Below are 25144 nucleotides of genomic sequence, written 5' to 3'. Positions count from 1 at the left end.
CTTGCATGGCCTGCCCTGAGGCGGGCCGTGCGCCGCTGGAATCTGACACTTTGCGGAGTTCGTCATGGCGACTGCCATCTCTTTGCCCGTTCCCGAGTTCGCCGAGCCCAGCCTGAAGCGGCGGCTGGCGCGTGCCGAGCGCATGAACAGGCTGAAATCCAAGGCGCTGATCCTGCCGTTGCTGATCTTTCTCCTGCTCACTTTCGTGGTGCCGATCGCCTCGCTGCTCTGGCGCAGCGTCGATAATCCGGAGGTGGTGGGCAGCCTGCCGCGCACGGTCGAGGCCATTACGGCTTGGGATGGCCGCGGACTGCCGGAAGAGTCGGTGTACCGGGCCCTCAGCGAAGACCTGATGGAGGCGCGGAACAATCAGTCCCTGGGTGATCTGTCCAAGCGTCTGAACATGGAGCAGGCCGGTTTCCGCAGTCTGATAACCAAGACGGCTCGCGCGCTCCCATTCAAGGATGTGCCGACGTCCTACAAGGAAGCGTTGGAAGCTTTCGATGAGCGCTGGGGCGACCCCGCCTATTGGCAGGTCATTCGCCGCAACGACAGCGCAATCACCCCCTATTATTTGTTGGCCGCTCTCGATCACCGCATCGACGACATGGGCGAGCTGGCGTCGGTTTCGCCTGACCAGGCGGTCTATCTGGACATCTTTGCCCGCACCTTCTGGATGGGTCTGGTGATCACGGCGATCTGCCTGATGCTGGCCTATCCCCTGGCGTATCTGCTGGCCAATCTGCCGGCGCGCAAAAGCAACCTGTTGATGATCATGGTGCTGCTGCCGTTCTGGACTTCGATCCTGGTGCGCGTCGCTGCCTGGATCGTGCTGCTGCAATCAAGCGGTCTGATCAACGGTGCGCTGTTGAAAATGGGCCTGATCGACGAGCCCTTGCAGTTGGTGTTCAACCGAGCTGGCGTCTACATCGCCATGGTCCACATTCTGCTGCCGTTCATGATTCTGCCGATCTACAGCGTGATGAAGAATATTTCGCCGAGTTACATGCGGGCGGCGATCTCGCTGGGCTGCCATCCCTTCGCCAGCTTCTGGCGGGTGTATTTCCCACAAACCCTGGCGGGCGTAGGCGCCGGCTGCCTGTTGGTGTTCATCATTTCCATCGGCTACTACATCACCCCGGCGCTGCTCGGCAGCCCGAACGACCAGATGGTCAGCTACTTCGTCGCCTTCTACACCAACACCACCATCAACTGGGGCATGGCCACGGCGCTGGGCGGCCTGCTGCTGCTGGCGACCATGCTGCTCTACATCGTCTACAGCTGGCTGGTCGGCGCTAGCCGCCTGAGGCTGGGCTGAGCATGACCGCAATGACCAGGCAATCACCGCAAGTCATTCGCCAATCCGGGCAGGAGAACTTTCCATGCTGAGCCCCTATATGTCGCCCATCGAACGCGTCTGGTTTTACACCCTGCGCATTCTCTGCGCGCTGGTGCTGCTGTTTCTGATCGTGCCGGTGCTGGTGATCGTGCCGCTGTCGTTCAACTCCGGCTCGTTTCTGGTCTATCCGCTGCAAGGCTTCTCCATGCGCTGGTACGAAACCTTGTTCAGCTCGGCCGACTGGATGCGCTCACTGAAGAATTCGATGCTCATCGCTCCGGCCGCCACTGCACTGGCGATGGTCTTCGGCACCCTGGCGGCGATCGGTCTGACCCGCGGCGAATTTCGTGGCAAGGCCCTGGTGATGACCTTGCTGATTTCGCCGATGGTGGTGCCGGTGGTGATCGTCGGTGTGGCCAGTTACCTGTTCTTTGCTCCGTTGGGCATGGGCAACAGCTACCTGTCGTTGATCCTGGTTCACGCGGTGCTGGGCGTGCCGTTCGTGATCATCACCGTCTCCGCCACGCTCCAAGGATTCAATCAGAACCTGGTGCGCGCCGCCGCAAGCCTGGGTGCTTCCCCCGTGACTACATTTTTCCGCATCACCCTGCCGCTGATCGCGCCGGGGGTGATTTCCGGGGCGCTGTTCGCCTTCGCCACGTCCTTCGACGAAGTGGTGGTGACGCTGTTCCTTGCCGGCCCCGAGCAGATCACCTTGCCGCGACAGATGTTCAGCGGTATCCGCGAGAACCTGAGTCCGACCATCGCTGCTGCTGCAACCTTGCTGATCGGTTTCTCCATCGCCCTGTTGTTGACCCTTGAATGGCTGCGCGGTCGCGCCGAGAAGATGCGCACCCAACAACCCGCCTGACGGATTTCCACAATGCGCTGATGCAGACGGCTGGGCTGAGATTGGGCGTGCAAAATAATGAACGGCGTTCTACTGTAATCCCCAGCGCCTGGATGGCCCGGCAGTCGATCATCGTATGCTGCCTCGCTCGTTCCCTGGCGCTTATTTCGACCCGTGCCGACGATGAACGGCTACCGAGGAGCTTATGAGCAAGACCAATGAATCCCTGATGAAACGCCGTGTCGCCGCTGTTCCCCGCGGCGTCGGCCAGATCCATCCGATTTTTGCAGACCATGCGAAGAACAGCAGCGTGGTCGACGTCGAAGGCCGCGAGTTCATCGATTTCGCCGGTGGGATCGCTGTGCTGAATACTGGCCACCTGCACCCGAAGATCATCAAAGCGGTGGAAGATCAGTTGCACAAGCTGACCCACACCTGCTTCCAGGTGCTGGCCTACGAGCCGTACGTCGAGCTGTGCGAGAAGATCAATGCGCGGGTTCCGGGTGATTTCGCCAAGAAGACCCTGCTGGTCACCACCGGCTCCGAGGCGGTGGAGAACGCGGTTAAGATCGCGCGTGCCGCCACCGGGCGCGCCGGCGTGATCGCCTTCACTGGCGCCTATCATGGCCGCACCATGATGACGCTTGGTCTGACCGGCAAGGTCGCGCCTTATTCGGCCGGGATGGGCCTGATGCCGGGCGGCATCTTTCGCGCGCAGTATCCCTGCGCGATTCACGGTGTCAGCGTCGATGACTCGATCGCCAGCATCGAGCGCATCTTCAAGAATGACGCCGAACCGCGCGACATCGCCGCGATCATCATCGAGCCGGTGCAGGGCGAGGGCGGCTTCAACGTCGCACCGAGGGAGTTCATGGTCCGCCTGCGTGCGCTTTGCGACCAGCACGGCATTCTGCTGATCGCTGATGAAGTGCAGACCGGTGCCGGGCGCACCGGCACTTTCTTCGCCATGGAACAGATGGGCGCGGTCGCCGACCTGACCACCTTTGCCAAATCGGTGGGTGGCGGCTTCCCGATTGCCGGTGTCTGCGGTAAGGCCGAGCTGATGGATGCCATCGCCCCCGGTGGGCTGGGCGGTACCTATGCCGGCAACCCGCTGTCCTGTGCGGCGGCGCTGGCTGTCATGGAGATTTTCGAGGAGGAGAAGCTGCTCGACCGCTGCAAGGCGGTGGCGGAGAAACTCACCACGGGTCTCAAGGCGATCCAGGTCAAGCACAAGGAGATCGGCGAGGTGCGCGGCCTCGGCGCGATGATCGCCATCGAGCTCTTCGAGGACGGCGATCATGCGCGACCGGCCGCAGCGCTGACTTCGCAGATCGTTGCCAAGGCGCGGGACAAGGGCTTGATCCTGCTGTCCTGCGGCACTTACTACAACGTGCTGCGGGTGCTGGTGCCACTGACTGCCGAAGACGAATTGCTTGATCGTGGTCTGGCGATCATTGGTGAATGCTTCGACGAACTGACCTGATTCACCTGTGGCGCGCCGGCATTCGTGGCGGATGTCAGGCGCGCCGCAACCCTGACCCCTCGGGTACAATGCGCGGCATCTTGCCGTGCTATCCGAGGTCGTCATGCAGCCGTTCGCCATCGCCCCTTCGATTCTCTCCGCCAATTTCGCCCGCCTGGGCGAGGAAGTGGACAATGTGCTCGCCGCGGGCGCGGACATCGTTCACTTCGATGTAATGGACAACCACTACGTGCCCAATCTGACCATCGGCCCGATGGTCTGCTCCGCACTGCGCAAGCATGGCGTTACCGCCCCCATCGACGTGCACCTGATGGTCCGCCCGGTAGACCGCATGATCGGCGACTTCCTCGAGGCCGGCGCCAGCTACATCACCTTTCACCCCGAAGCCTCGGATCACGTTGACCGGTCGTTGCAGCTGATCAAAGACGGCGGCGCCAAGGCCGGCCTGGTGTTTAACCCGGCCACGCCGCTGGACGTGCTCAAGTACGTGATGGACAAGGTCGATATGGTTCTGCTAATGAGCGTCAACCCTGGATTTGGCGGGCAGAAGTTCATCCCCAACACCCTGGACAAGCTGCGCGACGCGCGCGCGTTGATCGATGCCAGCGGGCGTGAAATTCGCCTGGAGATCGACGGCGGGGTGAATCCCAAGAACATCCGCGAGATCGCCGCAGCGGGCGCCGATACCTTCGTGGCCGGCTCGGCGATTTTCAACCAGCCAGACTACAAAACAGTGATCGATCAGATGCGCGCCGAGCTGGCGCTGGCTCGTCCATGACTCGTCTTGAACAGCTGTTCGACGGGAAACTCCCACGTCTGGCGATGTTCGACCTGGACGGCACGCTGATGGACTCGGTACCGGACCTGGCTGCCGCGGTGGATAAGATGCTGATGCTACTGGGGCGCGAACCTGCTGGCATTGCGCGAGTACGCGACTGGGTCGGCAACGGCTCAACGGTGCTGGTACGCCGCGCTCTGGCCGGGCAGCTGCAGCACGAGGGCGTAGCCGACGAGCTGGCGGACGAGGCGCTGGCGCTGTTCATGCAGGCCTATTCCGGCGGCCACGAACTGACCACGGTCTACCCGGGCGTTCGAGAGTGCCTGGACTGGCTGCGCGAGCGCGACGTGAAGCTGGCGATCATCACCAACAAACCGGCGCAATTCATCGAACCGCTCCTGGAAGAGAAGGGCCTTACCGGGTATTTCCAGTGGCTGGTCGGCGGCGATACCTTGCCGCAGCAGAAGCCTGACCCGGCGGCACTGTTCTATGTAATGGACAAGGCGGACGTTGTGCCAGAAGAGTCGCTGTTCGTGGGTGACTCGCGCAATGACGTGCGGGCTGCGAAGGCGGCGGCAGTGCCTTGCGTTGCCCTGACCTATGGCTATAACCACGGCGAGTCCATCGCGGATGAGCAGCCGGCGCTGGTCCTCGATGACCTGCGCGAGCTAGTTGCTTCGGTTTCGGGGCTGCGCTAGTGTGGCCTCTGTTCTGGATATCCCGCAGACGAGATCAGATCGTGGTGGTCACCCGCAAACAATGGATGAATGTCATCAAGGCCCTGGCCCGTTGGCGCTGGCGCGCCTGACATTTCCTGCCGGCTCTGCCCGGTACGTTTGCACAGCTCGACCTTATGTAGTTCCCCTCCGACCACGAGGCTGACATGACCCGCGAAGAATTCCTGCGTTTGGCCGCCGAAGGCCACAACCGCATCCCTCTGTCGTTCGAAACCCTTGCCGACTTCGACACGCCGCTTACGCTTTATCTCAAACTCGCCGATGCGCCTAATTCCTACCTGCTCGAATCCGTGCAGGGCGGCGAGAAATGGGGGCGCTATTCAATCATCGGCTTGCCCTGCCGCACCGTATTGCGCGTGCAGGATCATCGCATCAGCGTAACCAGCGACGGCGTCGAGACTGAGGCCTGTGAGGTTGATGATCCGCTGGCATTCGTCGAGGCGTTCCAGCAGCGCTACCGCGTGGCGCCGGTGGATGGATTGCCGCGCTTCAATGGCGGTCTCGTGGGTTATTTCGGCTACGACAGCGTGCGCTATGTCGAACGCAAGCTGGCGAGCTGTCCCAACCCTGATCCGCTGGGCACGCCGGATATCCTGCTGATGGTTTCCGACGCCGTGGTGGTGTTCGACAACCTCGCCGGCAAACTCCACTGCATCGTGCTGGTCGACCCGGCGCAGCCAGACGCCTACGAGGCTGGGCAGGCGAAGCTGCAAGCGCTTCGCGAACGGCTACGTCAGCCGATCACCCCACGCCTCGGGCTGGATTTCGAGAAGGGCGGCGGTACCGAGCCGACGTTCCGCTCCAGCTTCAGCCGCGAGGACTACGAGGAGGCGGTCAACCGCATCAAGGACTACATCCTCGCCGGCGACTGCATGCAGGTGGTGATTTCCCAGCGCATGTCGATTTCCTTCAAGGCCGCGCCGATCGATTTGTACCGCGCGCTGCGTTGTTTCAATCCGACGCCCTACATGTACTTCTTCAATTTCGGCGACTTCCATGTGGTGGGCTCGTCGCCGGAAGTGCTGGTGCGGGTCGAGGAAGGCCTGGTCACTGTTCGACCGATTGCCGGGACCCGTCCACGCGGGGCCAACGAGGAGGCCGATCTGGCGTTGGAGCAGGACCTGCTAAGCGACGCCAAGGAGCTGGCCGAACATCTGATGTTGATCGACCTGGGTCGCAATGATGTGGGCCGTGTCGCCGAAAACGGCTCGGTACGGCTGACGGAAAAGATGGTCATCGAGCGTTACTCCAACGTCATGCATATCGTCTCCAACGTCACCGGCCAGCTCAAGGCGCCGCTGACGGCGATGGATGCGCTGCGCGCGATCCTTCCGGCGGGCACGCTGTCCGGCGCGCCGAAGATTCGCGCCATGGAAATCATCGACGAGTTGGAGCCGGTGAAACGCGGCGTCTATGGCGGCGCAGTTGGCTATCTGGCCTGGAACGGCAACATGGACACGGCTATCGCGATCCGCACCGCGGTGATCAAGGACGGCGAACTGCACGTGCAGGCGGGCGCCGGCATCGTCGCCGATTCGCAGCCGGCGCTGGAATGGGAAGAAACGCTGAACAAACGCCGCGCCATGTTCCGTGCGGTGGCACTGGCGGAGCACAGCAGCGACTAGCTTCGGCGCGGCTCATGGCGCTGTTGGGCATCTGCGACTAAAGTCCTTGTTGGTCGTATGGTAATGGCTATTGGCTAGCCATATAGTCGTGGAAGCCGAGCAGGAGCGCTCGGCGATCCAACCCCAGCCCATATGAGCCAGCCATGCCGCTACTGCCGAGCCCCCACCCATCGTCCGTTCGCCAGTCCTGGGCGTCGGCCTCGTCGTTGGTGATTGCTCTCGCGGCGCTGCTGGTGCTGGTCTGGTTGTTGTCGAGCCTGGCGGATCTCAAGGGAAGCCCGGTGTGGTTCCCGTTACCGCTGCATATCACTGTCGAAACCTTCTCGATTGTCGTGGCGGGATTGGTGTTCGCGGTGGCTTGGCACAGCCAGCAGTCAGTGCCCCTTTCGAACCCGCTGCTCGCCTGTGCGTTTTTGGCCATCGCGCTGCTGGACCTGGCGCATATGCTGTCCTACCGGGGAATGCCCGTCTGGGTGACGCCTGCCTCGGCGGAAAAAGCGATCGCCTTCTGGCTGGTTTCCCGCGTCCTGCTAGCTTTCACCCTGCTCGCGGTGGCGTGCCGTCTGTGCCACCGAAGCATCGCACTGCCGCGCGTCCCGCTGCTTTTATCATCCCTCGGACTGGTTGTTCTGGTGGTTTATCTGCAGCTGTTTCAGCCGCAGCTGTGGCCGCGGACCTTTATCGACGAGGAGGGGCTGACCCGCTTCAAAGTGCAGATGGAGTGGCTGATTATAAGCCTCTTCGCACTGGCGGCATGGGTGTTCTGGCGGGCTCGAGAGTTTGCAGACCGTGATTATTTCGAGGGCATGCTGGCTGCGACACTGGTCTCGATTCTCGCCGAGCTGTGCTTTACCGCCTACTCCAGCGTGAACAGTTTCCACAGCTTGCTGGGGCATCTGTACAAGATCGTCTCCTACGGCTTCATCTATCAGGTGGTGTTCGTGTCGAGTGTACGTGCGCCGTACGCGCGGTTGGCGATTGAAATGAGCGAGCGGATTGCTGCACAAAAGCGCGCCGACTACCTGACCCACTTCGACAGCCTGACGGGGCTGCCCAATCTGACCCAGTTGGAAGAGCGGACACGTCAGGCAATTGCCAGCGCTTTAAAGCTCAAGGGTGCAGTTGCGGTGCTATACGTCGATCTCGATCATTTCAAGATGGTCAATGATTCGTTCGGGCGCACTTTCGGTGACCAGCTGATCTGCACAACCTCGGTAAGACTGCAGCAGGTATTGCCCGATAGCGCCATGCTGGCACGTGCCGGCGGTGATGAGTTCGTTGTGTTGTTGGCAGATATGGAGAATGCCGAGGGTGCGTCGGCTGTGATCCAGCGTGTACTCGATGAGTTGGCCTACCCCTTCATGATCGAGCGTCAGCAAATAGTGGTGTCGATTTCCATCGGCGTCGCGGTTGGCCCGAACGATGGCATGGACTTTCCCTGCCTCCTGCGCAACGCTGAAATGGCTATGTACAAAGCCAAGGAAGCCGGACGCCGGACCTGGTGCTATTACAACGCTGCGCTGGACGCCGAGATGCGGGGGCGGTTGTACCTCATCAACGGCTTGCGTCTTGCTCTCGAGCGAGAGGAGTTTTTTCTGGAGTATCAGTTGCAGCTGGACCTCGCCAACGGCCGGGTAGTGGGCGCGGAAGCCTTGTTGCGCTGGCAGCATCCTCAGTGGGGGTTGGTCGCGCCCGGGCAGTTCATCCCTGCAGCCGAACAGAGCGGTCTGATCGTGGGGATTGGCGAATGGATAATCCTCGAGGCGTGCCGACAGGCCACACGCTGGCAGGCTGAGGGGCTGGACATCCCGCGTGTCGCGGTGAACGTCGCTGCGATACAGCTGCACCAGGGGTCGCTGGAACAGACTGTCGCTACCGCCTTGTCGAAGACAGGGCTGCCGGCTTCGGCGCTGGAGCTTGAGCTGACCGAGTCCAGCCTCGTCGACAATAGCGAGCAGGTGATGATTGCGCTGGCCGGTCTGAAAGCCCTGGGCGTCACGCTGTCCATCGATGATTTCGGCACCGGATACTCCTGTCTGGCGTACCTCCGGCGATTGTCGGTGGACACGTTAAAGATCGATCGCTCCTTTGTAAGCGATCTGCCTAATGAAGACGGCCATGCCATTGTCGCCGCGATCATCCATATGGCCGAGTCGCTCGGGCTGAGCACGCTGGCAGAGGGGGTCGAAGACGAAGCCACTGCTGCGGAGCTGCGTCGACTCGGGTGTAGCCAGGCGCAGGGTTTTTTCTACGCTCGGCCGGTTCCAGCTTCCGCACTACCCGCCGCTATCGCGTCGCTGCCGGTCTAGCCCTCCGGGCTTGGCTGTGGCGGGCGAGCGATGCTCTGGTATAGTCCGGTTGAAATCGTGCCCTGGCATGGGCTACTTTGCGCTGTCAGCTCTGCGAGACCTTTTCCGTGAAATTCAGCAGCACCCTCCTGATGCGTCTGTTCAAGGCTCATGCCCGCTGGCGTTGGCGCGCCTGATCCTCGTTGCTGGCTCCGTGCCGGAATACCCCGTTCACACCTGTACTACCGATCGTTCTGCCGAGGCGCCTTTGCGCCGGCTCGGGCCGTCATGGCAGGTGGTGGATCAGCCTCAAGCCCTAGGGTGACGCAAATGCTGCTAATGCTGGATAACTACGATTCCTTTACCTACAACGTCGTGCAATACCTCGGCGAACTCGGCGCGGACGTCAAAGTGGTGCGCAACGATGAGCTGAGCATCGCCGAAATCGAAGCCCTGAACCCGGAGCGGATTGTCGTATCACCCGGCCCTTGTACGCCGAACGAGGCGGGCGTCTCGCTGGAACTGATTCGTCATTTCGCCGGCAAACTGCCGATCCTCGGCGTCTGTCTCGGCCATCAGAGCATCGGGCAGGCATTTGGAGGTGAGGTCGTGCGTGCACGTCAGGTCATGCACGGCAAGACCAGCCCGGTTATGCACGAGAACACCGGAGTGTTTGCCGGCCTGAACAACCCGCTCACGGTGACACGCTATCACTCGCTGGTGGTCAAGCGTGCAACGCTGCCTGACTGTCTGGAGATCACTGCCTGGACGCAACTGGAAGACGGCAGTGTCGACGAGATCATGGGCTTGCGGCACAAGACACTGAACGTCGAAGGCGTACAGTTTCACCCGGAGTCAATCCTCACCGAGCAGGGGCACGAACTGTTCGCCAATTTTCTGAAACAGACCGGAGGCGTGCGCTGATGGATATCAAGGAAGCCCTCAACCGCATCGTCGGCCAGCTGGACTTGAGCACCGATGAGATGAAGGCGGTGATGCGCCAGATCATGACTGGCCAGTGCACCGATGCGCAGATTGGCGCGTTCCTCATGGGTATGCGCATGAAGAGCGAAACGATTGATGAGATCGTCGGTGCCGTACAGGTGATGCGTGAGCTGGCCGAGCCGGTGCACTTCGATACCCATCGATTGGTGGACACCTGCGGTACCGGTGGCGATGGGATGAACATTTTCAATGTTTCAACTGCCGCAGCCTTCGTGGTAGCGGCCGCCGGCGGCAAGGTCGCCAAGCACGGCAACCGTGCAGTGTCGGGCAAAAGTGGTAGCGCCGACCTGCTCGAAGCGGCCGGAGTTTACCTGGATCTCACGCCCGAGCAGGTTTCGCGCAGTGTCGATGCGGTGGGCGTCGGCTTCATGTTTGCACCAGCGCATCACGGCGCGATGAAGTTTGCTGCCGGCCCGCGCCGTGAACTGGGTCTGCGCACGTTGTTCAACATCCTCGGCCCGATGTCCAATCCCGCTGGCGTCAAGCATCAGGTGCTTGGGGTGTTCAGCAAGGAACTCTGCCGGCCCATGGCCGAGGTGCTGGCGCGCCTGGGAAGCAAGCATGTGCTGGTGGTGCATGCACAGGACGGGCTCGACGAGATCAGTCTGGCGGCCCCGACCTATGTCGCCGAATTGAACAAGGGTGAAATCAGTGAGTACCGTATCCAGCCTGAGGATTTTGGGATCAAGAGCCAGAGCCTGATAGGTCTCAATGTCGAGGATGCACAGGGTTCGCTGGCGCTGATTCGCGACGCATTGGGACGGCGCAAAACGGACAACGGGCAAAAGGCTGCCGACATGATCGTCCTCAATGCCGGTGCTGCGCTTTACGCGGCCGATATCGCCAGCAGCCTGAAGCAGGGCGTGGAGATCGCCCATGATGCGTTGCATACCGGCTTGGCGCGGGACAAGTTCGAGGAGCTGGTGTCTTTCACCGTGGTGTTCAAGCAGGAGAGTTCGCAATGAGCAGTGTGCCGACGGTTCTGGAAAAGATCATCAGGCGCAAGCGCGAGGAAGTGAGCGAGCGCCGCGGCCGGGTCGGACTAGCCGAACTTGAACGAATGGCGGCGGCAGCCGATCCGGTCCGTGGCTTTGCCCGACGTCTGCAGGAGCAGGCGCGTAACAAGCAACCGGCTGTGATTGCAGAAATCAAAAAAGCCTCACCAAGCAAAGGGGTGCTGCGCGAGGATTTTGTCCCGGCGGACATCGCCCGAAGCTACGAGGCGGGTGGTGCCACCTGCCTTTCGGTGCTGACTGATATCGATTTTTTTCAGGGCGCCGACGACTACCTGAAGCAAGCGCGCACGGCATGCAAACTGCCTGTCATCCGCAAGGACTTCATGGTCGATCCGTATCAGGTCATCGAATCGAGAGCCTTGGGCGCTGACTGCATTCTGCTGATTGTCGCCGCGCTGGAAGACGATCAGATGGCCGAACTGGCTGATGTGGCAAAGGCTCAGAACCTCGACGTATTGGTGGAGGTCCATGATGGAGAAGAGCTGGAGCGCGCGCTGCGCCTCGATACGCCTCTGCTCGGTATCAACAACCGCAACCTTCACACGTTCGAGCTTAGCCTGGAAACAACCCTCGAATTGCTACCACGCATCCCGAAGGATCGTCTGGCGGTTACCGAGAGCGGCATACTTCATCGTGCCGACGTGGAACTGATGGAAATCAACCAGGTTTATGCATTTCTGGTGGGCGAGGCGTTCATGCGAGCCGAGCAGCCTGGGATTGAACTGCAGCGTTTGTTCTTTCCAGGGCGTAACCGTCCGCGATCGGCGGCTGATCCGGACTGATTCGCTGCGATTGAAAAAGCCGGCAAGTTTGCCGGCTTTTTCAATCGTGGTGATGCGATCTTCAGCGCGTACCGAACACCACCATGGTCTTTCCCTTCACGTGCACCAGCCCCTGTGACTCGAGGCTCTTGAGTACGCGACCGACCATTTCCCGCGAGCAGCCGACGATGCGGCCGATTTCCTGGCGTGTAATCTTGATCTGCATACCGTCCGGGTGCGTCATCGCATCGGGCTGCTTGCACAGGTCAAGCAGAGTGCGGGCAACGCGGCCGGTTACGTCGAGGAACGCCAGATCACCCACCTTGCGCGTCGTGTTGCGCAAGCGTTCAGCCATCTGGCTACCGAGTGCATAAAGAATATCGGGGTCTTGCTGCGTCAGTTCACGAAACTTGGCGTAGCTCAGTTCTGCTACTTCGCATTCGGTCTTGGCGCGAACCCATGCGCTACGTTCCTTTTCTGAACCTTCTTTTTCGAACAGTCCCATCTCCCCGAAAAAATCACCGGAGTTGAGATAGGCAATGATCATCTCGCGGCCATCGTCATCTTCGATCAGGATGGTGACCGAACCTTTAACGATGAAGAAAAGCGTTTCGCTACGGTCACCGGCATAGATGATAGTGCTCTTGGCGGTGTAGCGCCGACGATGGCAATGCGCGAGGAGTTTGTCGATGTTCTTGATCTTGGGCGTAAGTGTAATAGCAACCATGCTGTAGTCCCGGAAGATGTGTCCAATTAGAAGGCAGTTCTTATTATGTATGACTGAGTTCTGTTATCAGGCTTGGCGAGCTTAGCAGACCGGTCCGGGTCGACAACAAAACTGGGACACGAATATCAACTTTTGGTCACTCATTTCGTCGGATTGCCATCTCCAGCGCCCACTAATGGTCATGCTAAGCTTCGCTCCTTTTCAAGCGAGGTCTATCGATGAAAGCGCGCATCCAGTGGGCTGGCGAGGCAATGTTTCTTGGCGAGTCCGGCAGCGGCCATGTCGTGGTGATGGATGGCCCGCCCGAAAATGGCGGACGCAATCTGGGCGTTCGACCGATGGAAATGCTGTTGCTGGGCCTCGGTGGCTGCAGCAACTTCGACGTAGTGAGCATCCTGAAGAAGTCGCGTCAGGCTGTGGAAAGCTGCGAAGCATTCCTGAAGGCAGAGCGCGCCGATGAGGATCCGAAGGTGTTCACCAAGATTCATCTGCACTTTGTCGTCAAGGGGCGTGGGCTGAAGGAGGCTCAAGTTAAACGTGCCGTCGAACTGTCTGCTGAGAAATACTGTTCTGCCTCGATCATGCTTGGTCGCGCGGGTGTCGAGATTACCCACGAGTATGAAATCGTAGAGTTGGGTTGACCGCCGATAACTCTGGGAGAGTGCCTTGATCACGGCTTCCCGTGCTGGACCTGGCGGTCCGATCAGCATAATGCGCGCCCCGTTTAATGGGGCGTTTCGCTAGAACATCTTGGCCATGGTCGCAACTACAACTCCGTGAGTGCAGCAAGCTGAAGAAGTTCTTGAATTGAATATCTACGACATTTGCTTTGCCGAAACGCCAAGCTTAGCAGGCGTATGTTGAGTGCATCGGCGAAACTTATCGCGCGGTGCGGCTGGCGCCGATTCCGACAAATGGCGTGGATAACATCGGTGCAAATATCCCTGATACTACGCGGTAGCATATTACGAACCGTAGGCTGCGATCGAAGACAGTATTCTTGAAGCGGCCGGTCACGCCCACCGAGCCAGATCAAGGACATACGGTCCGTTACCGGATTCATCCGATAGAAGGAATTGCGACCTTTCGCGTGGGCCGCTGCCTTCGCTTGCAGCGTTATCTCACCGCTAAAAGGCCTCAACTATCCGACCCACCGATCCGCTTCTAGCTGCGACACTGTCAACTATCAAATTCGTGACTTTAGCCGTGATGTCGCGCGTAGAAGCGTTTCATCGACACGAAATAAACCTGACTTAGAGCTTACTTCCTGGCGCCGAGTCAAGGTAACGACTGCAGACACCAGAAGGGCGCCTGTCAGGCGCCCTTCTTCGTTATGTCGGGTCAGATCCGGTAGGTGGCTTTGGTCATCACCTTGGCCATCAGACTCATGCCGAACTTCACCGGCGCCGGAAAGCGCAAGCCGCCGGCATCGAGGGCAGCAGTCGAATGCTGCGCTTCATCCGTGCGCATCTGTTCGAGGATTGCCCGGGACTTCTCGTCGCCCTGTGGAATCTGCTCGAGATGCTCATCTAGATGTTTGCAGACTTGATCTTCCGTGGCTGCGACGAAACCCAGGCTGATCCGGTCGCTGATCAGACCGGCCGACGCACCGATGCCGAACGACAATCCGTAAAAAAGCGGATTGAGAACGCTAGTGTGGCTGCCTAACTGATGAATGCGCTGTTCGCACCAGGCCAGATGATCGATTTCCTCATCTGCTGCGCGTTCCATCGCCTCGCGTACCCTCGGCAGTCGAGCTGTCAGTGCCTGACCCTGGTAAAGCGCCTGTGCGCAAACCTCACCGGTGTGATTGATGCGCATCAGGCCGGCCACGTGACGCGCTTCGCTGTCGCTCAGCTCAGCCTCGTTCTTCAAAACAGCCGGCGTTGGTCGGTGGGGTTGGCCGCTGAACGGTAGCAGCGTCCGTAATGCAGCGTCGGCCTGCAGCAGCAGGCGGTCAGCAGGAGAGTATTGGCGTTGGTTCGGCATGTCGCCTCCAGATGATTCGGAGCAGGCGTGGGCGGTTGGTGCTGCTGGTTGGGGGCGAGTGTTCAGCCGGGAGGCCAATGCATCTGACGCTGACCGAGCACATGCATATGGATGTGATAGACCGTCTGGCCACCCAGGTCGTTGCAGTTCATGACAACTCGAAAGCCTTCCTGACAGCCCTGCTCTTCGGCGAGACGTTGTGCGCTAAACAAGATATGGCCAGCGAGAACTTTGTCATCATCCTCGCTTAGGTCATGCAGGGTTGCGATGTGTTTCTTCGGGATCACCAAGAAATGCACGGGCGCCTGAGGCGCGATGTCGTTGAAGGCGATAACCTGTTCGTCTTCATAGATCTTTTGTGCAGGGATGGCCCCGGCGACGATTTTGCAAAATAGACAATCCATGGCGTCTCTCCAAAACTGCAACCAAAGCAGTGTAACAGGCGATTTTCGGACTGGTTAGCTGGCACGGAGCATGCTGAATGAAGAATGATATCCACGACTTGGCTCTGGTGCTCGAGTCAAGGCTGCGATTGGTGCTGATTGAATCCTGGGATGAGCGTCGAGTGCTCGAGACGCTGAGCGGGTTGGCTGTCGACCGGGGGATGACGCTTCATGTCTGGTCCGTGACGGAAGGGCTCCGGCATCTCGCATTCGGCGGCGAGGCGCTGGACGCAGGCGAAAGCTGCTCAGCTGAAGTCGCATTGAGGCGGGTCAAGCACGACCCCTTGGGCAGTCTGTATGTGTTCTGCGATTTGCATCCTTTTCTTGATGAGCCGCGTTTGGTGCGCTTGTTGAAAGAAATCGCAATGACTCAGGCCCCCTCTGCACCGACGCTGGTGCTGGTGTCGCATGCGCTCAGGTTGCCGCTGGAGGTCCAGCGCTATGCGGCTCGGCTCAGGCTCACCTTGCCTACCGAAGCAGAGCTGTTGAGCATCGTGCGTGATGAAGCGACCATTTGGAGCGAGCGCAATCGCGGTGCCAGAGTGCGAACCGACAATCGCACTTTGCAGCAGGTCGTGAAGAATCTGCGTGGACTCAGTCATGCCGAAGCGCGCAGCCTGGCGCACAGCCTGATCTGCGATGACGGCGCGATCACACAGGAAGATCTGCCAGAGCTCAATCGCAAAAAGTTCGAACTGCTGGATATGGATGGTGTGCTTGGCTTCGAGTACGAGACCGAGCACTTTGCCGAAGTTGGCGGACTTCAAAATTTGAAGCGCTGGCTGAGGCAGCGTCAAACGGCTTTTCTCACCGGCAGTCGATCGGACATGCCGCGTGGAGTGCTGCTTGTTGGCGTGCAGGGCGGCGGGAAAAGTATGGCGGCCAAGGCGGTTGCTGGTCTATGGGGTTTGCCGTTGCTGCGCCTGGATTTTGCGTGCCTGTACAACAAGTTCTTCGGTGAAACCGAGCGTAATCTGCGCGAGGCGTTAACACTGGCCGAACAAATGGCGCCTTGCGTGTTATGGATGGACGAGTTGGAAAAAGGTCTCGCCACCGGCGAAATGGATGGTGGCGTCAGCCAGCGTGTCCTGGGCACCTTGCTTACCTGGATGGCTGAGCGTGAAGCGCCGGTGTTCATGGTAGCGACCGCCAACGCAGTGGATCGGCTTCCGCCAGAACTGTTACGTAAAGGGCGCTTTGACGAGTTGTTCTTTGTCGACTTGCCCGATGCGGCAACACGGGCAGAAATATTCGGGATTCATCTAGCACGGCGAGAACTGACAGCCGATCAGTTCGATCTGGCAGCACTTGCGGCTGCTTGTGATGGATTCTCCGGAGCTGAGATCGAGCAGGTGGTGGTGTCAGCCGTCTATGCTGGGCAGGCGCAGTCCAGCGAACCCGATCAGGACATGCTTCTCGGTTGCATCAGGGCTACCGCGCCGCTTTCGGTAGTGATGGCCGAAAAGCTGGATGAGCTTCGTGGTTGGGCTTCGGGGCGAACCGTGCTGGCCTAGCTGGCTTGCTGCCTTACCAAGGGCACTACAGCTTACTGATGAGTCGGCAGGACGATAGCGGTCAGGATGGCGACGACAGGAACGAGCAGCCAGAGCGCCGCGAGGATCTTTACGGCCCTGCTGTTCGGCGGCTGCGGAGGTCCGAAGCGATTCGGTCCGGCGTTGCCTGGCATCAGCAGTACCACCAATGGAAAGACAGTGCCGATGATCGGGACCAGATAGAGCAGCATGAACCAGCCGGACCAACCGACGTCATGCAAACGCTGCACACCGATCTGGATACTGACGAGCAGAAAGCCGATGCCGAACACGCCGGTGAGAATCACACCGAGCACAGTCGAGGCAGCGAACGTCATGCCGGAAGCTAACAATAGGCCGAGCGCCGCAGCCATCAACGCCATGGACCAGGCTAGATAACGCAGCCGACCGATCCGGCCGTGTATCGTGAAGACCTTTAGTTCGCTGTATTCCGCAGGTGGCTCGCCGACCTCAGCGCGTGGTGGTGCGTAGGGGTGCGCAGTGCTGTGGCTCTGGGCCGACGTTTCGCCCTGCAGAGCCTGGCGTGCCAGATACTTCTGGATCACGATTCCACAGCTGCAGCACTCGATAGCGGCTGGCTGTGTGTGGCCGCATTTGGGGCACGCCATCTGTTCGGTAATGACTGGTGCATCGCTTGGCTGTGCTGGCGCGTATTCAGCGATAGCCAGCGTAAAACCTTTCGCTGACTCCGGCTCCTTACGTGCCTGTACGCCGGCACGATGCAGTGCTTGCAGGTATCGGTCGGCCTCCCGAGCGCTCAGGTCACGCTTGATCTGGACCGAGCCATGACCGAACAGACGCTCGATTTTGCCCGCGTCGCATTTGAACAGCCGGATCAGGTTGCTCTTGGCCGTGTCGGGCGAGACGCCCGCTACGAGTTCACCGTCAAAGACGATTCGGTACTGATCAGCGCTCATCCAACGTCCCTGTTGCTGGTTTTTGGGGAAGCCTAAGTCGCGGCTGAACGGCCAACAAGTATCTTGAACCAGAGTGGCCTGGGGCTTGCAGCAACTGCGAGCTGCGTCACGGTTGACGCAGCCAGCGATGCGACAGCTGCACCGCGTGATTGTGGGCAGCACGGTATTCCCGATCCAGTCGGGCGATCAGTTCTTCGCTGCTCGGCAAATCTCGTATTTCCCCTACGCCCTGACCCGCCGACCATACGGTTTTCCAGGCCTTTGCTTCATCGCTGACGGGTTTTAGCTTTTCGCTGTAGTTCATTTCGCCTTTGTTCTTCAGACGCTCCTCATCGTAGCCGGCCTGCTGCAGGCTTTGGCGCAGAAAGCTAGCGGGCACGCCTGATACTGCGGCCGTGTGAATGATGTCTGCAGCATGCGCCTGCAGCAGCATTTGCTTGTATTCATCCGAAGCCTGGCTTTCACGCGTGGCAATGAAGCGCGTCCCCATGTAGGCCAAGTCCGCACCGAGGATCTGCGCGGCGAGTATCTCGTGACCATGATTGAGGCAGCCGGAGAGCAAAAGTGTTTTGTCGAAGAATTGGCGAATCTCGGCCACCAAGGCAAAAGGACTCCAGGTGCCGGCGTGGCCACCAGCGCCAGCGGCCACCGCGATCAGACCGTCAACCCCAGCTTCAGCAGCTTTTTCCGCATGCCGTCGTGTGGTGACATCGTGAAACACAAGCCCGCCATAGCTGTGCACCGCGTCCACCACCTCCCTTACGGCGCCGAGGCTGGTGATCACGATCGGCACCCGCTGTTCCACGCATATCGATAGATCCGCCTGAAGCCGAGGGTTACTGTGGTGCACGATCAGATTGACAGCATAAGGGGCGGGTTTGTGTGCACCTGACAAGTGCTGGTCTATCTCCTGTAACCAATCTCGGAATCCACTACTCTCTCGCTGGTTCAGTGCGGGAAAGCTACCGACCACGCCGCTTTTGCAACATGCGGCTACCAGCGCGGGGTTCGATACCAGGAACATGGGAGCGGCGACCAAAGGTAGACGAAGGCGCTCTTCGAGGATGGCTGGCAATGACATGGCAGATTCCTTGTCGGTTTTCAGAATGGTTTGATGACGACGAGAATGACGATAGCCAGTAGCAGCAATACCGGAAACTCGTTGAACCAGCGGTAGAACACATGACTGCGGGTGTTCTCATCGCGTGCGAATCGCTTCAGCTGGGCGCCACACATATGGTGATAGCCAATCAGCAGGGCTACCAGTGCAAGCTTGGCGTGCAGCCAGCCGCCGCTGGAGAACAGTGCAGGGTTCAGTACGATCATGCCTATGCCGAAAGCCAGTGCGGCGACCATCGAGGGAGTCATGATGCCGCGATAGAGCTTGCGCTCCATGATCTGAAACCGCTCCCGGCTGATCGCGTCCTCGCTCATGGCGTGATAAACGAACAATCTCGGCAGATAGAACAGCCCCGCGAACCAGCAGACGATTGCAACGATGTGCAAGGCTTTGAGCCAGAGATAGAGCATTAGCAAATTCCTTCGGTTCAGAGTCGGTCCGATAGTAGTGGCTTAAGGGCCCGCGCGTCATCTCGGTGGTTGGCCCTGAGCGCAGGCCCCTTTATCATCGACGTTCATTATCGTTCCACTGCGAGAGGCAGCTCATGATCAAGGTCGGAATCGTTGGCGGCACAGGCTACACCGGGGTCGAGTTGCTGCGTCTGTTGGCCCAGCACCCTCAGGCGGAAGTGGCTGTGATCACCTCGCGCTCCGAGAACGGGGTCAAGGTGACGGATATGTATCCGAACCTTCGGGGTCATTATGACCAGCTGGCCTTCACTAACCCGGACACCGCAACGCTTGGTGCCTGCGATGTGGTCTTCTTTGCGACCCCGCATGGCGTTGCTCACGCGCTGGCGGCAGAGCTACTCGATGCCGGTACTCGCGTCATCGACTTATCCGCGGACTTTCGCCTGCAGGATGCGGATGAATGGGCAAAGTGGTATGGCCAGCCACATGGAGCCCCGGGGCTGCTGCCCGAAGCGGTTTACGGTTTGCCCGAGGTGAATCGTGAGCAGATCAAGGGAGCCCGATTGATTGCTGTTCCTGGTTGTTATCCAACAGCAGCCCAGCTTGGTTATCTGCCTTTGCTGGAGCGGGGGCTGGCCGATACATCCCGGTTGATTGCTGACTGCAAGTCGGGTGTGAGCGGCGCCGGGCGCGCAGCGAAGGTCGGATCGCTGTTCACCGAGGCGGGCGAAAGCATGATGGCCTACGCGGTCAAGGGCCACCGTCATCTGCCAGAGATTAGCCAGGGCCTCCGGCGTGCAGCCGGTGGTAATGTCGGCTTGACCTTCGTGCCTCATCTGACCCCCATGATTCGCGGCATCCATGCCACTCTGTATGCGACGGTTCTAGACACCTCGGTGGATCTGCAGGCGCTTTACGAGCAACGTTACGCTAGCGAACCATTTGTCGATGTGATGCCGGCAGGAAGCCATCCGGAGACCCGCAGTGTGCGCGGTGCAAACGTATGCCGCATCGCAATCCACCGTCCGCAGGGTGGAGATCTAGTGGTTGTGTTGTCAGTCATCGATAACCTTGTCAAAGGCGCCTCCGGTCAGGCGCTACAGAACATGAACATCGTCTTTGGTCTGGATGAACGGCTCGGCCTAGGCAATGCTGCCTTGCTACCTTGACCCGGCGGCCACGAAAATTGCTTGAGAGAAGCTATCTATTAGCCCGCTCCCCGTCGTCGACGAATAGTTGACCGATTTCGTAGGATAAGCCGATAATGCGGCGTCAAAGCAGTAATGTGCGTTCACTCGCCAGGAGAACCAAATGAGTGTCGAATCCTTCACACCTACCGCGATCCAGTTCAGTCAGGGTGCCGCGAGCAAGGTGAAGAGTCTGGTCGATGAGGAGGGCAACCCGCGGCTGAAGCTGCGCGTCTTCGTCACCGGCGGCGGCTGCTCTGGTTTCCAGTATGGTTTTACCTTCGACGAGGAGCTGGCTGAGGATGACACCATCATCGAGCGCGAGGGTGTGAGCTTGGTGGTGGACCCGATGAGCTACCAATACCTTGCCGGTGCTGAAGTTGATTATCAGGAAGGCTTGGAAGGTTCACGCTTCATCATCACGAATCCGAACGCTACGACAACGTGCGGTTGCGGTCAGTCATTCTCGATCTAGATCTCCCTGTAACAAAGAAACACCGTGCCTTGGCACGGTGTTTCTGTTTATGGGCCAGAATGATAACGCGGCATTAGAACAGGAGATGCGAACGGCTCAGGCAGGGTAGAAAGCGCCAAGGATTCGCAGCCCACGAGCTCCTGTGACGCTCGGTCGGTTGGCGGCGATGCCTTCGATGCAGCAGTGCGCTAACCACGCGAACGCCATGGCTTCTAACCAGTCCGGCTCTATGCCGTAGCTCGCGGTGGTCTTCAGCTCGCATGCTGGCAGCAATACTTGCAGTCTTTGCATCAGAGCAGTGTTGTGCGCACCGCCGCCGCAAACCAGTACGTCCTCTGTGTCAGGTTGGGACAGCATGAGCGACTCACCGATGCTACGCGCAGTCAGTTCGAGTAGGGTCGCCTGGACATCTGCAGGAGCGAGTTCGGGAAAACACGCGAGTTGTGTGTCCAGCCAGGCCAGGTTGAACAGTTCCCGTCCGGTGCTCTTTGGGCCACGGGTAGAGAAGAATGGGTCGCTCAATAGCTGTGTAAGCAATCGTTGATTGACCTGACCACTGAATGCCCAGTTGCCGCTGCGGTCGTAGGGTTGTTCCTGGTGGCGCTGTATCCAAGCATCGAGCAGCACGTTGCCAGGGCCGCAATCGAAGCCGCGTGTCGCCATAGCTGGACGTAGCAGGCTAACGTTGCTGAACCCGCCGATGTTGAGGACCGCTCTGATTCGTTTTGCATCGCTGAACAAGCTTTCATGGAAGGCAGGTACCAGCGGTGCGCCTTGGCCGCCAGCAGCAATATCACGCCGACGAAAATCGGTCACTACGCTGATGTTGGTTAGTTCTGCGAGTAGGGATGGGTGCCCGATCTGGATCGAGAAGCCGCGTTGCGGCTCGTGGCGCACGGTCTGCCCGTGGCTGCCTATCGCACGGATGGTAGATGGAGCAAGCTGCGCCTTGAGGAGCAGTTCGTGTACCCCTGCACTCGCGAGTTCGGCCCAAGCCTGTTCGGCAAGGGCTGCGCGGGCGATTTCGTCAGGACCTGATGTGCATAGGTCGAGCAGATCCTTTCTGAGCCGCGCCGGCATAGGCTCGTAGTGTGTCTCCAGCAATGTTGTCCGTTGACTCTGTTCAATCAGAGCGAAATCCAGACCATCCAGGCTGGTGCCTGACATCACGCCGATGTAGAGCGGCATCTACTCGTTCTTCATCGCCAGCATGGTTGTACGCTCTTCGTCCATCCGCGCCATCAGAGGCGTGCTGAGCTGAATAAAGCGCTGCTTCTCGTTCTTCGCGATGGGATCTGCCATTGGCAGTTTCAGGCCCAGCGGATCGACATGTACACCGTCAACCTGGAATTCATAATGCAGGTGCGGGCCGGTCGACAGCCCGGTCGTGCCGATATAGCCAATGATCTGTCCCTGTTTGACGGAGGATCCGTTGCGTACGCCTTTGGCGAATCCCTGCATATGAGCATAAAGAGTGCGATAGCGATTGCCGTGTTGAATGACTACGGTGTTGCCGTAACCGCCTTTACGGCCCGCGAGTAGGACTTTGCCGTCTCCCGCACTCTTGATGGGCGTGCCGCGGGCTGCGGCGTAGTCCACACCTTTGTGCGCGCGGATCTTGTTCAGGATGGGATGCTTACGCCCGTTGGAGAAGCGTGAGCTGATGCGCGCGAAGTCTACCGGCGTTCGAATGAACGCTTTGCGCATGCTTTGGCCGTCGGCCGTGTAATAGCTGCTATTGCCCTGCTTGTTGGTATAGCGAACAGCTGTATAACTCTTGCCACGATTGGTGAATCGAGCCGCAAGAATGTTGCCTGTTCCAACCCTGTCGCCGGCAATAGTTTTTTCCTCGTATATCACCTCGAATGAATCGCCTTTACGTATGTCCATGGCGAAATCGATGTCGTAGCCGAACACGTTGGCCAGATCCATTGTCAGGTTATGAGTGAGGCCCGCTTTCTTCGCAGCAAGAAACAAGCTGCTCTCTATGCGGCCGTATGCGTAAGCAGTACTCACGTCCGGCTTGAGTTGTTCCTTTTTGAATACGTAGCTGGTGCCTGATCGCTCCAGTTGCACGCTTTCCAGCTTGTTCAGCTGGCTTCGTAACTGGGCAAGGTTGCCCTGCTCATCCAATTCGAATTCGAGGCGCTGACCAACCTTCAGGCGAGCAAGCTGCTTTGCCTCTTTGCTGCTGGCCAAGACGTCGTGAACGGCTGCTTGCGGAAGGCCAACCTTTGCGAATACCGTCGATAGTGTATCCCCGTTCGCCACTACAACTTCTTTCGACAGAGGCTTCGCTTCGGCCGCTTCGGCCGCTTCGGGGCTTTCCAGTAGCAATGATTGAAGTTCGGGTTCGCTGGTGGTTTCGGTTGGAGTGAAGGGCGGTTCAACCAAAAGGCCAACAAGCGGTTCTTCGCGTACGGTTGCAAGTTCTGCAGCCGTATCGAGGCGCAGATCGAGAAACGTCTTCTTGGCTTCGACTTCGCGCGATGGGAATACAAGGAGTGCCAGGCTCAGAAGCGCAGCTACACCGCTTGCAGCCAGGAGATGGCTCTTCGGGTAGAGAGGTGCTTTCGATTTTGAATAGGTCATTAGAAAGTCTGGAATGTCTGGCGATATTTTGTACAGAGAAAATATCTGCCTAAAATATAAGCAAAGTGATGTCGAGGCAACCCTCGATACCCTGCCGCAGCCCGATTCACGTTTGCCGACGTTGAATTTTCCCGGCGTTCTTGTAAGGTTTATCGCCTTTATCTCCTGGGGTGGGGCCTCCAATGAAGTCAGTTCAAGAGCAGTTGTCGGTGATCAAGCGGGGCGCTGACGAAGTGCTCGTCGAGGTAGAGCTGGTCAAAAAGCTGGAGCGCGGCCTTCCGCTTCGAATCAAGGCCGGTTTCGATCCAACTGCGCCGGATCTCCATCTCGGTCACACCGTGCTTATAAATAAGCTGCGCCAGTTTCAAGATCTCGGACATCAGGTTGTCTTCCTTATCGGGGATTTCACCGGGATGATCGGCGATCCAAGTGGCAAGAGCGCAACGCGCCCGCCTCTGACGCGCGATCAGGTCTTGGAGAACGCAGAAACCTACAAGAGTCAAGTGTTCAAGATTCTTGATCCGGCCAAGACGGAGGTGGCATTCAATTCTTCCTGGATGGATCAGCTGACGCCGTCGGACTTTATCCGTTTGGCATCTCAGTACACCGTGGCTCGTATGCTGGAGCGTGATGATTTTAGCAAGCGCTACTCTACTAACCAGCCTATTGCCATCCATGAATTCTTGTACCCGCTGGTGCAGGGCTACGATTCCGTTGCGCTGCGTGCGGATGTTGAGTTGGGTGGTACTGATCAGAAATTCAATCTGTTGATGGGGCGTGAGCTTCAGCGCTCGTACGGGCAGGAGTCACAATGCATCGTGACGATGCCGCTCCTTGAGGGATTGGATGGCGTGAAGAAAATGTCCAAGTCGCTCGGTAACTACGTAGGCATCCAGGAAGTGCCAGGGGTTATGTACAGCAAGCTCGTGTCGATTCCGGATGCACTCATGTGGCGATACTTCGAGTTGCTTAGCTTTCGCGCTATGGAAGAAATCGAAGAGTTTCGAGCGGATGTTCAGCGTGGCACGAATCCTCGCGACATCAAGATCAAGCTTGCCGAGGAGATCGTGGCTCGTTTCCATGGTGAGGAGGCCGCCGCGACAGCTCACCGATCGGCGGGTAATAGAATGAAGGAGGGCGAGCTTCCTGAAGATATTCCCAATATCGAACTGCAATCTACCGAGGATATGCCCATCTCTGCGGTGTTGAATCGAGCGGGCCTTGTAAAGAACGCGGCAGTGGCTCGTGATCTGCTGGCGTCGGGCGGGGTTCGGGTGGATGGCGAAGTCGTTGATCGAACGTTTATCGTCAGGCTTGGTAGTACGCACGTGTGCCAGGCGGGCAAGAAGTCCTTTGGGCGGGTTTCGCTCAAAGCTGAACAAAGCTAAGAAAACCGTTGACGTGAGATTTCAGCTGCCTATAATGCGCACCTTCTCCGGTGCAGGCCTTTAGCGAAACCTCTTGTAAATCAAGAAGTTAGCGAAAATAAAAGCTTGCACGGATGGCGAATTCGAGTAGAATGCGCCGGGCTGACAGGGTGGCGGTTTCGCGCTGTTGGCAGCTTCGGTCAGGTTGATCGGAGGCGGTTGAAAGAGGTGGTTGACAGCGGTTTTAGACGCTGTATGATTCGCCTCCCGCTGACGAGAGACGCTAGGTTGATCGGAAGCGCAAGCGGTTGAGAAGAAAGAAAAACTTCTTCAAAAACAGCTTGACGAGACACAAGGCTGCTGTAGAATGCGCGGCCTCGGTTAAGACGAAAGACTTGATCGAAACGCTCTTTAACAACTGAATCAAGCAATTCGTGTGGGTGCTTGTGAGGTAAGACTGGTAGTCAGCAAGATTATCA

The 25144-nt window shown here is 58.8% G+C and carries 23 protein-coding genes and 1 pseudogene; 15 read left to right on the top strand and 9 right to left on the bottom strand.

Going from position 1 to position 25144, the window contains the following annotated elements; translation table 11 throughout:
• Nucleotides 1–64 precede the first annotated feature (64 nt).
• From BUE09_RS19040 to trpC, 10 genes are all read left to right on the top strand, one after another.
• Nucleotides 65–1318 carry an ABC transporter permease gene (locus BUE09_RS19040; RefSeq protein ID WP_073303543.1) on the top strand — a complete coding sequence of 418 codons (1254 nt, stop codon included), beginning with the start codon at nt 65–67 and terminating at the stop codon, nt 1316–1318.
• A gap of 64 nt (nt 1319–1382) precedes the next feature.
• Nucleotides 1383–2210: an ABC transporter permease gene (locus BUE09_RS19035; protein ID WP_073303540.1), complete on the top strand. Its 828-nt coding sequence runs from the start codon at nt 1383–1385 to the stop codon at nt 2208–2210.
• Between the two features lie 184 nt (nt 2211–2394).
• On the top strand, nt 2395–3675 hold the full coding sequence (gene gabT / locus BUE09_RS19030) for a 4-aminobutyrate--2-oxoglutarate transaminase (protein ID WP_073303538.1): 1281 nt from the start codon (nt 2395–2397) through the stop codon (nt 3673–3675).
• Nucleotides 3676–3778: 103 nt separating this feature from the next.
• Nucleotides 3779–4453, top strand: coding sequence for a ribulose-phosphate 3-epimerase (gene rpe / locus BUE09_RS19025; RefSeq protein ID WP_073303536.1), 675 nt, complete (start codon nt 3779–3781; stop codon nt 4451–4453).
• Nucleotides 4450–5151 (top strand): phosphoglycolate phosphatase, encoded by a 702-nt coding sequence (locus tag BUE09_RS19020; RefSeq protein WP_083380639.1) that lies wholly within the window; start codon nt 4450–4452, stop codon nt 5149–5151. The genes rpe and BUE09_RS19020 overlap by 4 nt, the downstream gene beginning before the upstream one ends.
• 185 nt (nt 5152–5336) lie before the next feature.
• Nucleotides 5337–6815, top strand: a complete 1479-nt coding sequence (gene trpE / locus BUE09_RS19015) for an anthranilate synthase component I (RefSeq protein WP_073303533.1) — start codon at nt 5337–5339, stop codon at nt 6813–6815.
• A gap of 143 nt (nt 6816–6958) precedes the next feature.
• Nucleotides 6959–9124 carry a putative bifunctional diguanylate cyclase/phosphodiesterase gene (locus BUE09_RS19010; RefSeq protein ID WP_083380641.1) on the top strand — a complete coding sequence of 722 codons (2166 nt, stop codon included), beginning with the start codon at nt 6959–6961 and terminating at the stop codon, nt 9122–9124.
• Nucleotides 9125–9433: 309 nt separating this feature from the next.
• Nucleotides 9434–10027 (top strand): aminodeoxychorismate/anthranilate synthase component II, encoded by a 594-nt coding sequence (locus tag BUE09_RS19005; protein ID WP_073303531.1) that lies wholly within the window; start codon nt 9434–9436, stop codon nt 10025–10027.
• A complete protein-coding gene (gene trpD, locus BUE09_RS19000; RefSeq protein WP_073303528.1) occupies nt 10027–11073 on the top strand; it encodes an anthranilate phosphoribosyltransferase in 1047 nt (348 codons plus the stop codon). Before BUE09_RS19005 ends, trpD begins: the two co-directional genes overlap by 1 nt.
• Complete coding sequence (gene trpC, locus BUE09_RS18995; protein WP_073303526.1) at nt 11070–11906, top strand: indole-3-glycerol phosphate synthase TrpC; 837 nt, start codon at nt 11070–11072, stop codon at nt 11904–11906. The genes trpD and trpC overlap by 4 nt, the downstream gene beginning before the upstream one ends.
• A 61-nt stretch (nt 11907–11967) precedes the next feature.
• On the opposite strand, the gene crp is transcribed toward trpC, so the two are convergent.
• Nucleotides 11968–12612, bottom strand: a complete 645-nt coding sequence (gene crp / locus BUE09_RS18990; RefSeq protein ID WP_045430655.1) for a cAMP-activated global transcriptional regulator CRP — start codon at nt 12610–12612, stop codon at nt 11968–11970.
• A gap of 218 nt (nt 12613–12830) precedes the next feature.
• Between crp and BUE09_RS18985 the strand changes: the two genes are divergently transcribed.
• Nucleotides 12831–13253, top strand: a complete 423-nt coding sequence (locus BUE09_RS18985) for an OsmC family protein (RefSeq protein WP_073303524.1) — start codon at nt 12831–12833, stop codon at nt 13251–13253.
• A gap of 700 nt (nt 13254–13953) precedes the next feature.
• Here BUE09_RS18985 and coq7 read toward each other — a convergent pair.
• Nucleotides 13954–14601 (bottom strand): 2-polyprenyl-3-methyl-6-methoxy-1,4-benzoquinone monooxygenase, encoded by a 648-nt coding sequence (gene coq7 / locus BUE09_RS18980; protein ID WP_073303522.1) that lies wholly within the window; start codon nt 14599–14601, stop codon nt 13954–13956.
• 62 nt (nt 14602–14663) lie between these two features.
• Entirely contained in the window at nt 14664–15005 is a 342-nt protein-coding gene (locus BUE09_RS18975) for a histidine triad nucleotide-binding protein (protein WP_073303520.1), read from the bottom strand.
• 77 nt (nt 15006–15082) lie between these two features.
• Here BUE09_RS18975 and BUE09_RS18970 point away from each other — a divergent pair, with 77 nt between their 5' ends.
• Nucleotides 15083–16558 carry an AAA family ATPase gene (locus tag BUE09_RS18970; RefSeq protein WP_073303518.1) on the top strand — a complete coding sequence of 492 codons (1476 nt, stop codon included), beginning with the start codon at nt 15083–15085 and terminating at the stop codon, nt 16556–16558.
• A 32-nt stretch (nt 16559–16590) separates the two neighbouring features.
• On the opposite strand, the gene BUE09_RS18965 is transcribed toward BUE09_RS18970, so the two are convergent.
• The 3 genes from BUE09_RS18965 to hemJ form a co-directional block, all read right to left on the bottom strand.
• On the bottom strand, nt 16591–17514 hold the full coding sequence (locus BUE09_RS18965) for a DUF805 domain-containing protein (protein WP_073303516.1): 924 nt from the start codon (nt 17512–17514) through the stop codon (nt 16591–16593).
• 106 nt (nt 17515–17620) lie between these two features.
• Nucleotides 17621–18595, bottom strand: coding sequence for an NAD(P)H-dependent flavin oxidoreductase (locus tag BUE09_RS18960; protein WP_073303514.1), 975 nt, complete (start codon nt 18593–18595; stop codon nt 17621–17623).
• A gap of 20 nt (nt 18596–18615) precedes the next feature.
• Nucleotides 18616–19044, bottom strand: a complete 429-nt coding sequence (hemJ, locus tag BUE09_RS18955) for a protoporphyrinogen oxidase HemJ (RefSeq protein ID WP_073303512.1) — start codon at nt 19042–19044, stop codon at nt 18616–18618.
• Nucleotides 19045–19178: 134 nt separating this feature from the next.
• On the opposite strand from hemJ, the gene argC reads away from it, so the two are divergent.
• Nucleotides 19179–20213: an N-acetyl-gamma-glutamyl-phosphate reductase gene (argC, locus tag BUE09_RS18950; protein ID WP_073303510.1), complete on the top strand. Its 1035-nt coding sequence runs from the start codon at nt 19179–19181 to the stop codon at nt 20211–20213.
• A gap of 142 nt (nt 20214–20355) precedes the next feature.
• Entirely contained in the window at nt 20356–20706 is a 351-nt protein-coding gene (erpA, locus tag BUE09_RS18945; RefSeq protein WP_019341357.1) for an iron-sulfur cluster insertion protein ErpA, read from the top strand.
• A gap of 96 nt (nt 20707–20802) precedes the next feature.
• Here the strand turns inward: erpA and BUE09_RS18940 are convergent, their stop codons facing one another.
• A complete protein-coding gene (locus tag BUE09_RS18940) occupies nt 20803–21894 on the bottom strand; it encodes an anhydro-N-acetylmuramic acid kinase (protein ID WP_073303508.1) in 1092 nt (363 codons plus the stop codon).
• Complete coding sequence (locus tag BUE09_RS18935; RefSeq protein WP_083380644.1) at nt 21895–23298, bottom strand: peptidoglycan DD-metalloendopeptidase family protein; 1404 nt, start codon at nt 23296–23298, stop codon at nt 21895–21897. It lies immediately after the preceding gene.
• A gap of 182 nt (nt 23299–23480) precedes the next feature.
• On the opposite strand from BUE09_RS18935, the gene tyrS reads away from it, so the two are divergent.
• Nucleotides 23481–24686: a tyrosine--tRNA ligase gene (gene tyrS / locus BUE09_RS18930; protein WP_073303507.1), complete on the top strand. Its 1206-nt coding sequence runs from the start codon at nt 23481–23483 to the stop codon at nt 24684–24686.
• A gap of 262 nt (nt 24687–24948) precedes the next feature.
• Here the strand turns inward: tyrS and BUE09_RS20710 are convergent.
• A pseudogene (locus tag BUE09_RS20710) lies at nt 24949–25144 on the bottom strand (hypothetical protein); the annotation flags it as partial.

The sequence above is a fragment of the Stutzerimonas xanthomarina DSM 18231 genome, from assembly GCF_900129835.1.
GTDB lineage: Bacteria > Pseudomonadota > Gammaproteobacteria > Pseudomonadales > Pseudomonadaceae > Stutzerimonas > Stutzerimonas xanthomarina.
The sequence above is the reverse complement of the archived record's forward strand: the minus strand, read 5'-3'. Positions and strand labels throughout refer to the sequence as shown.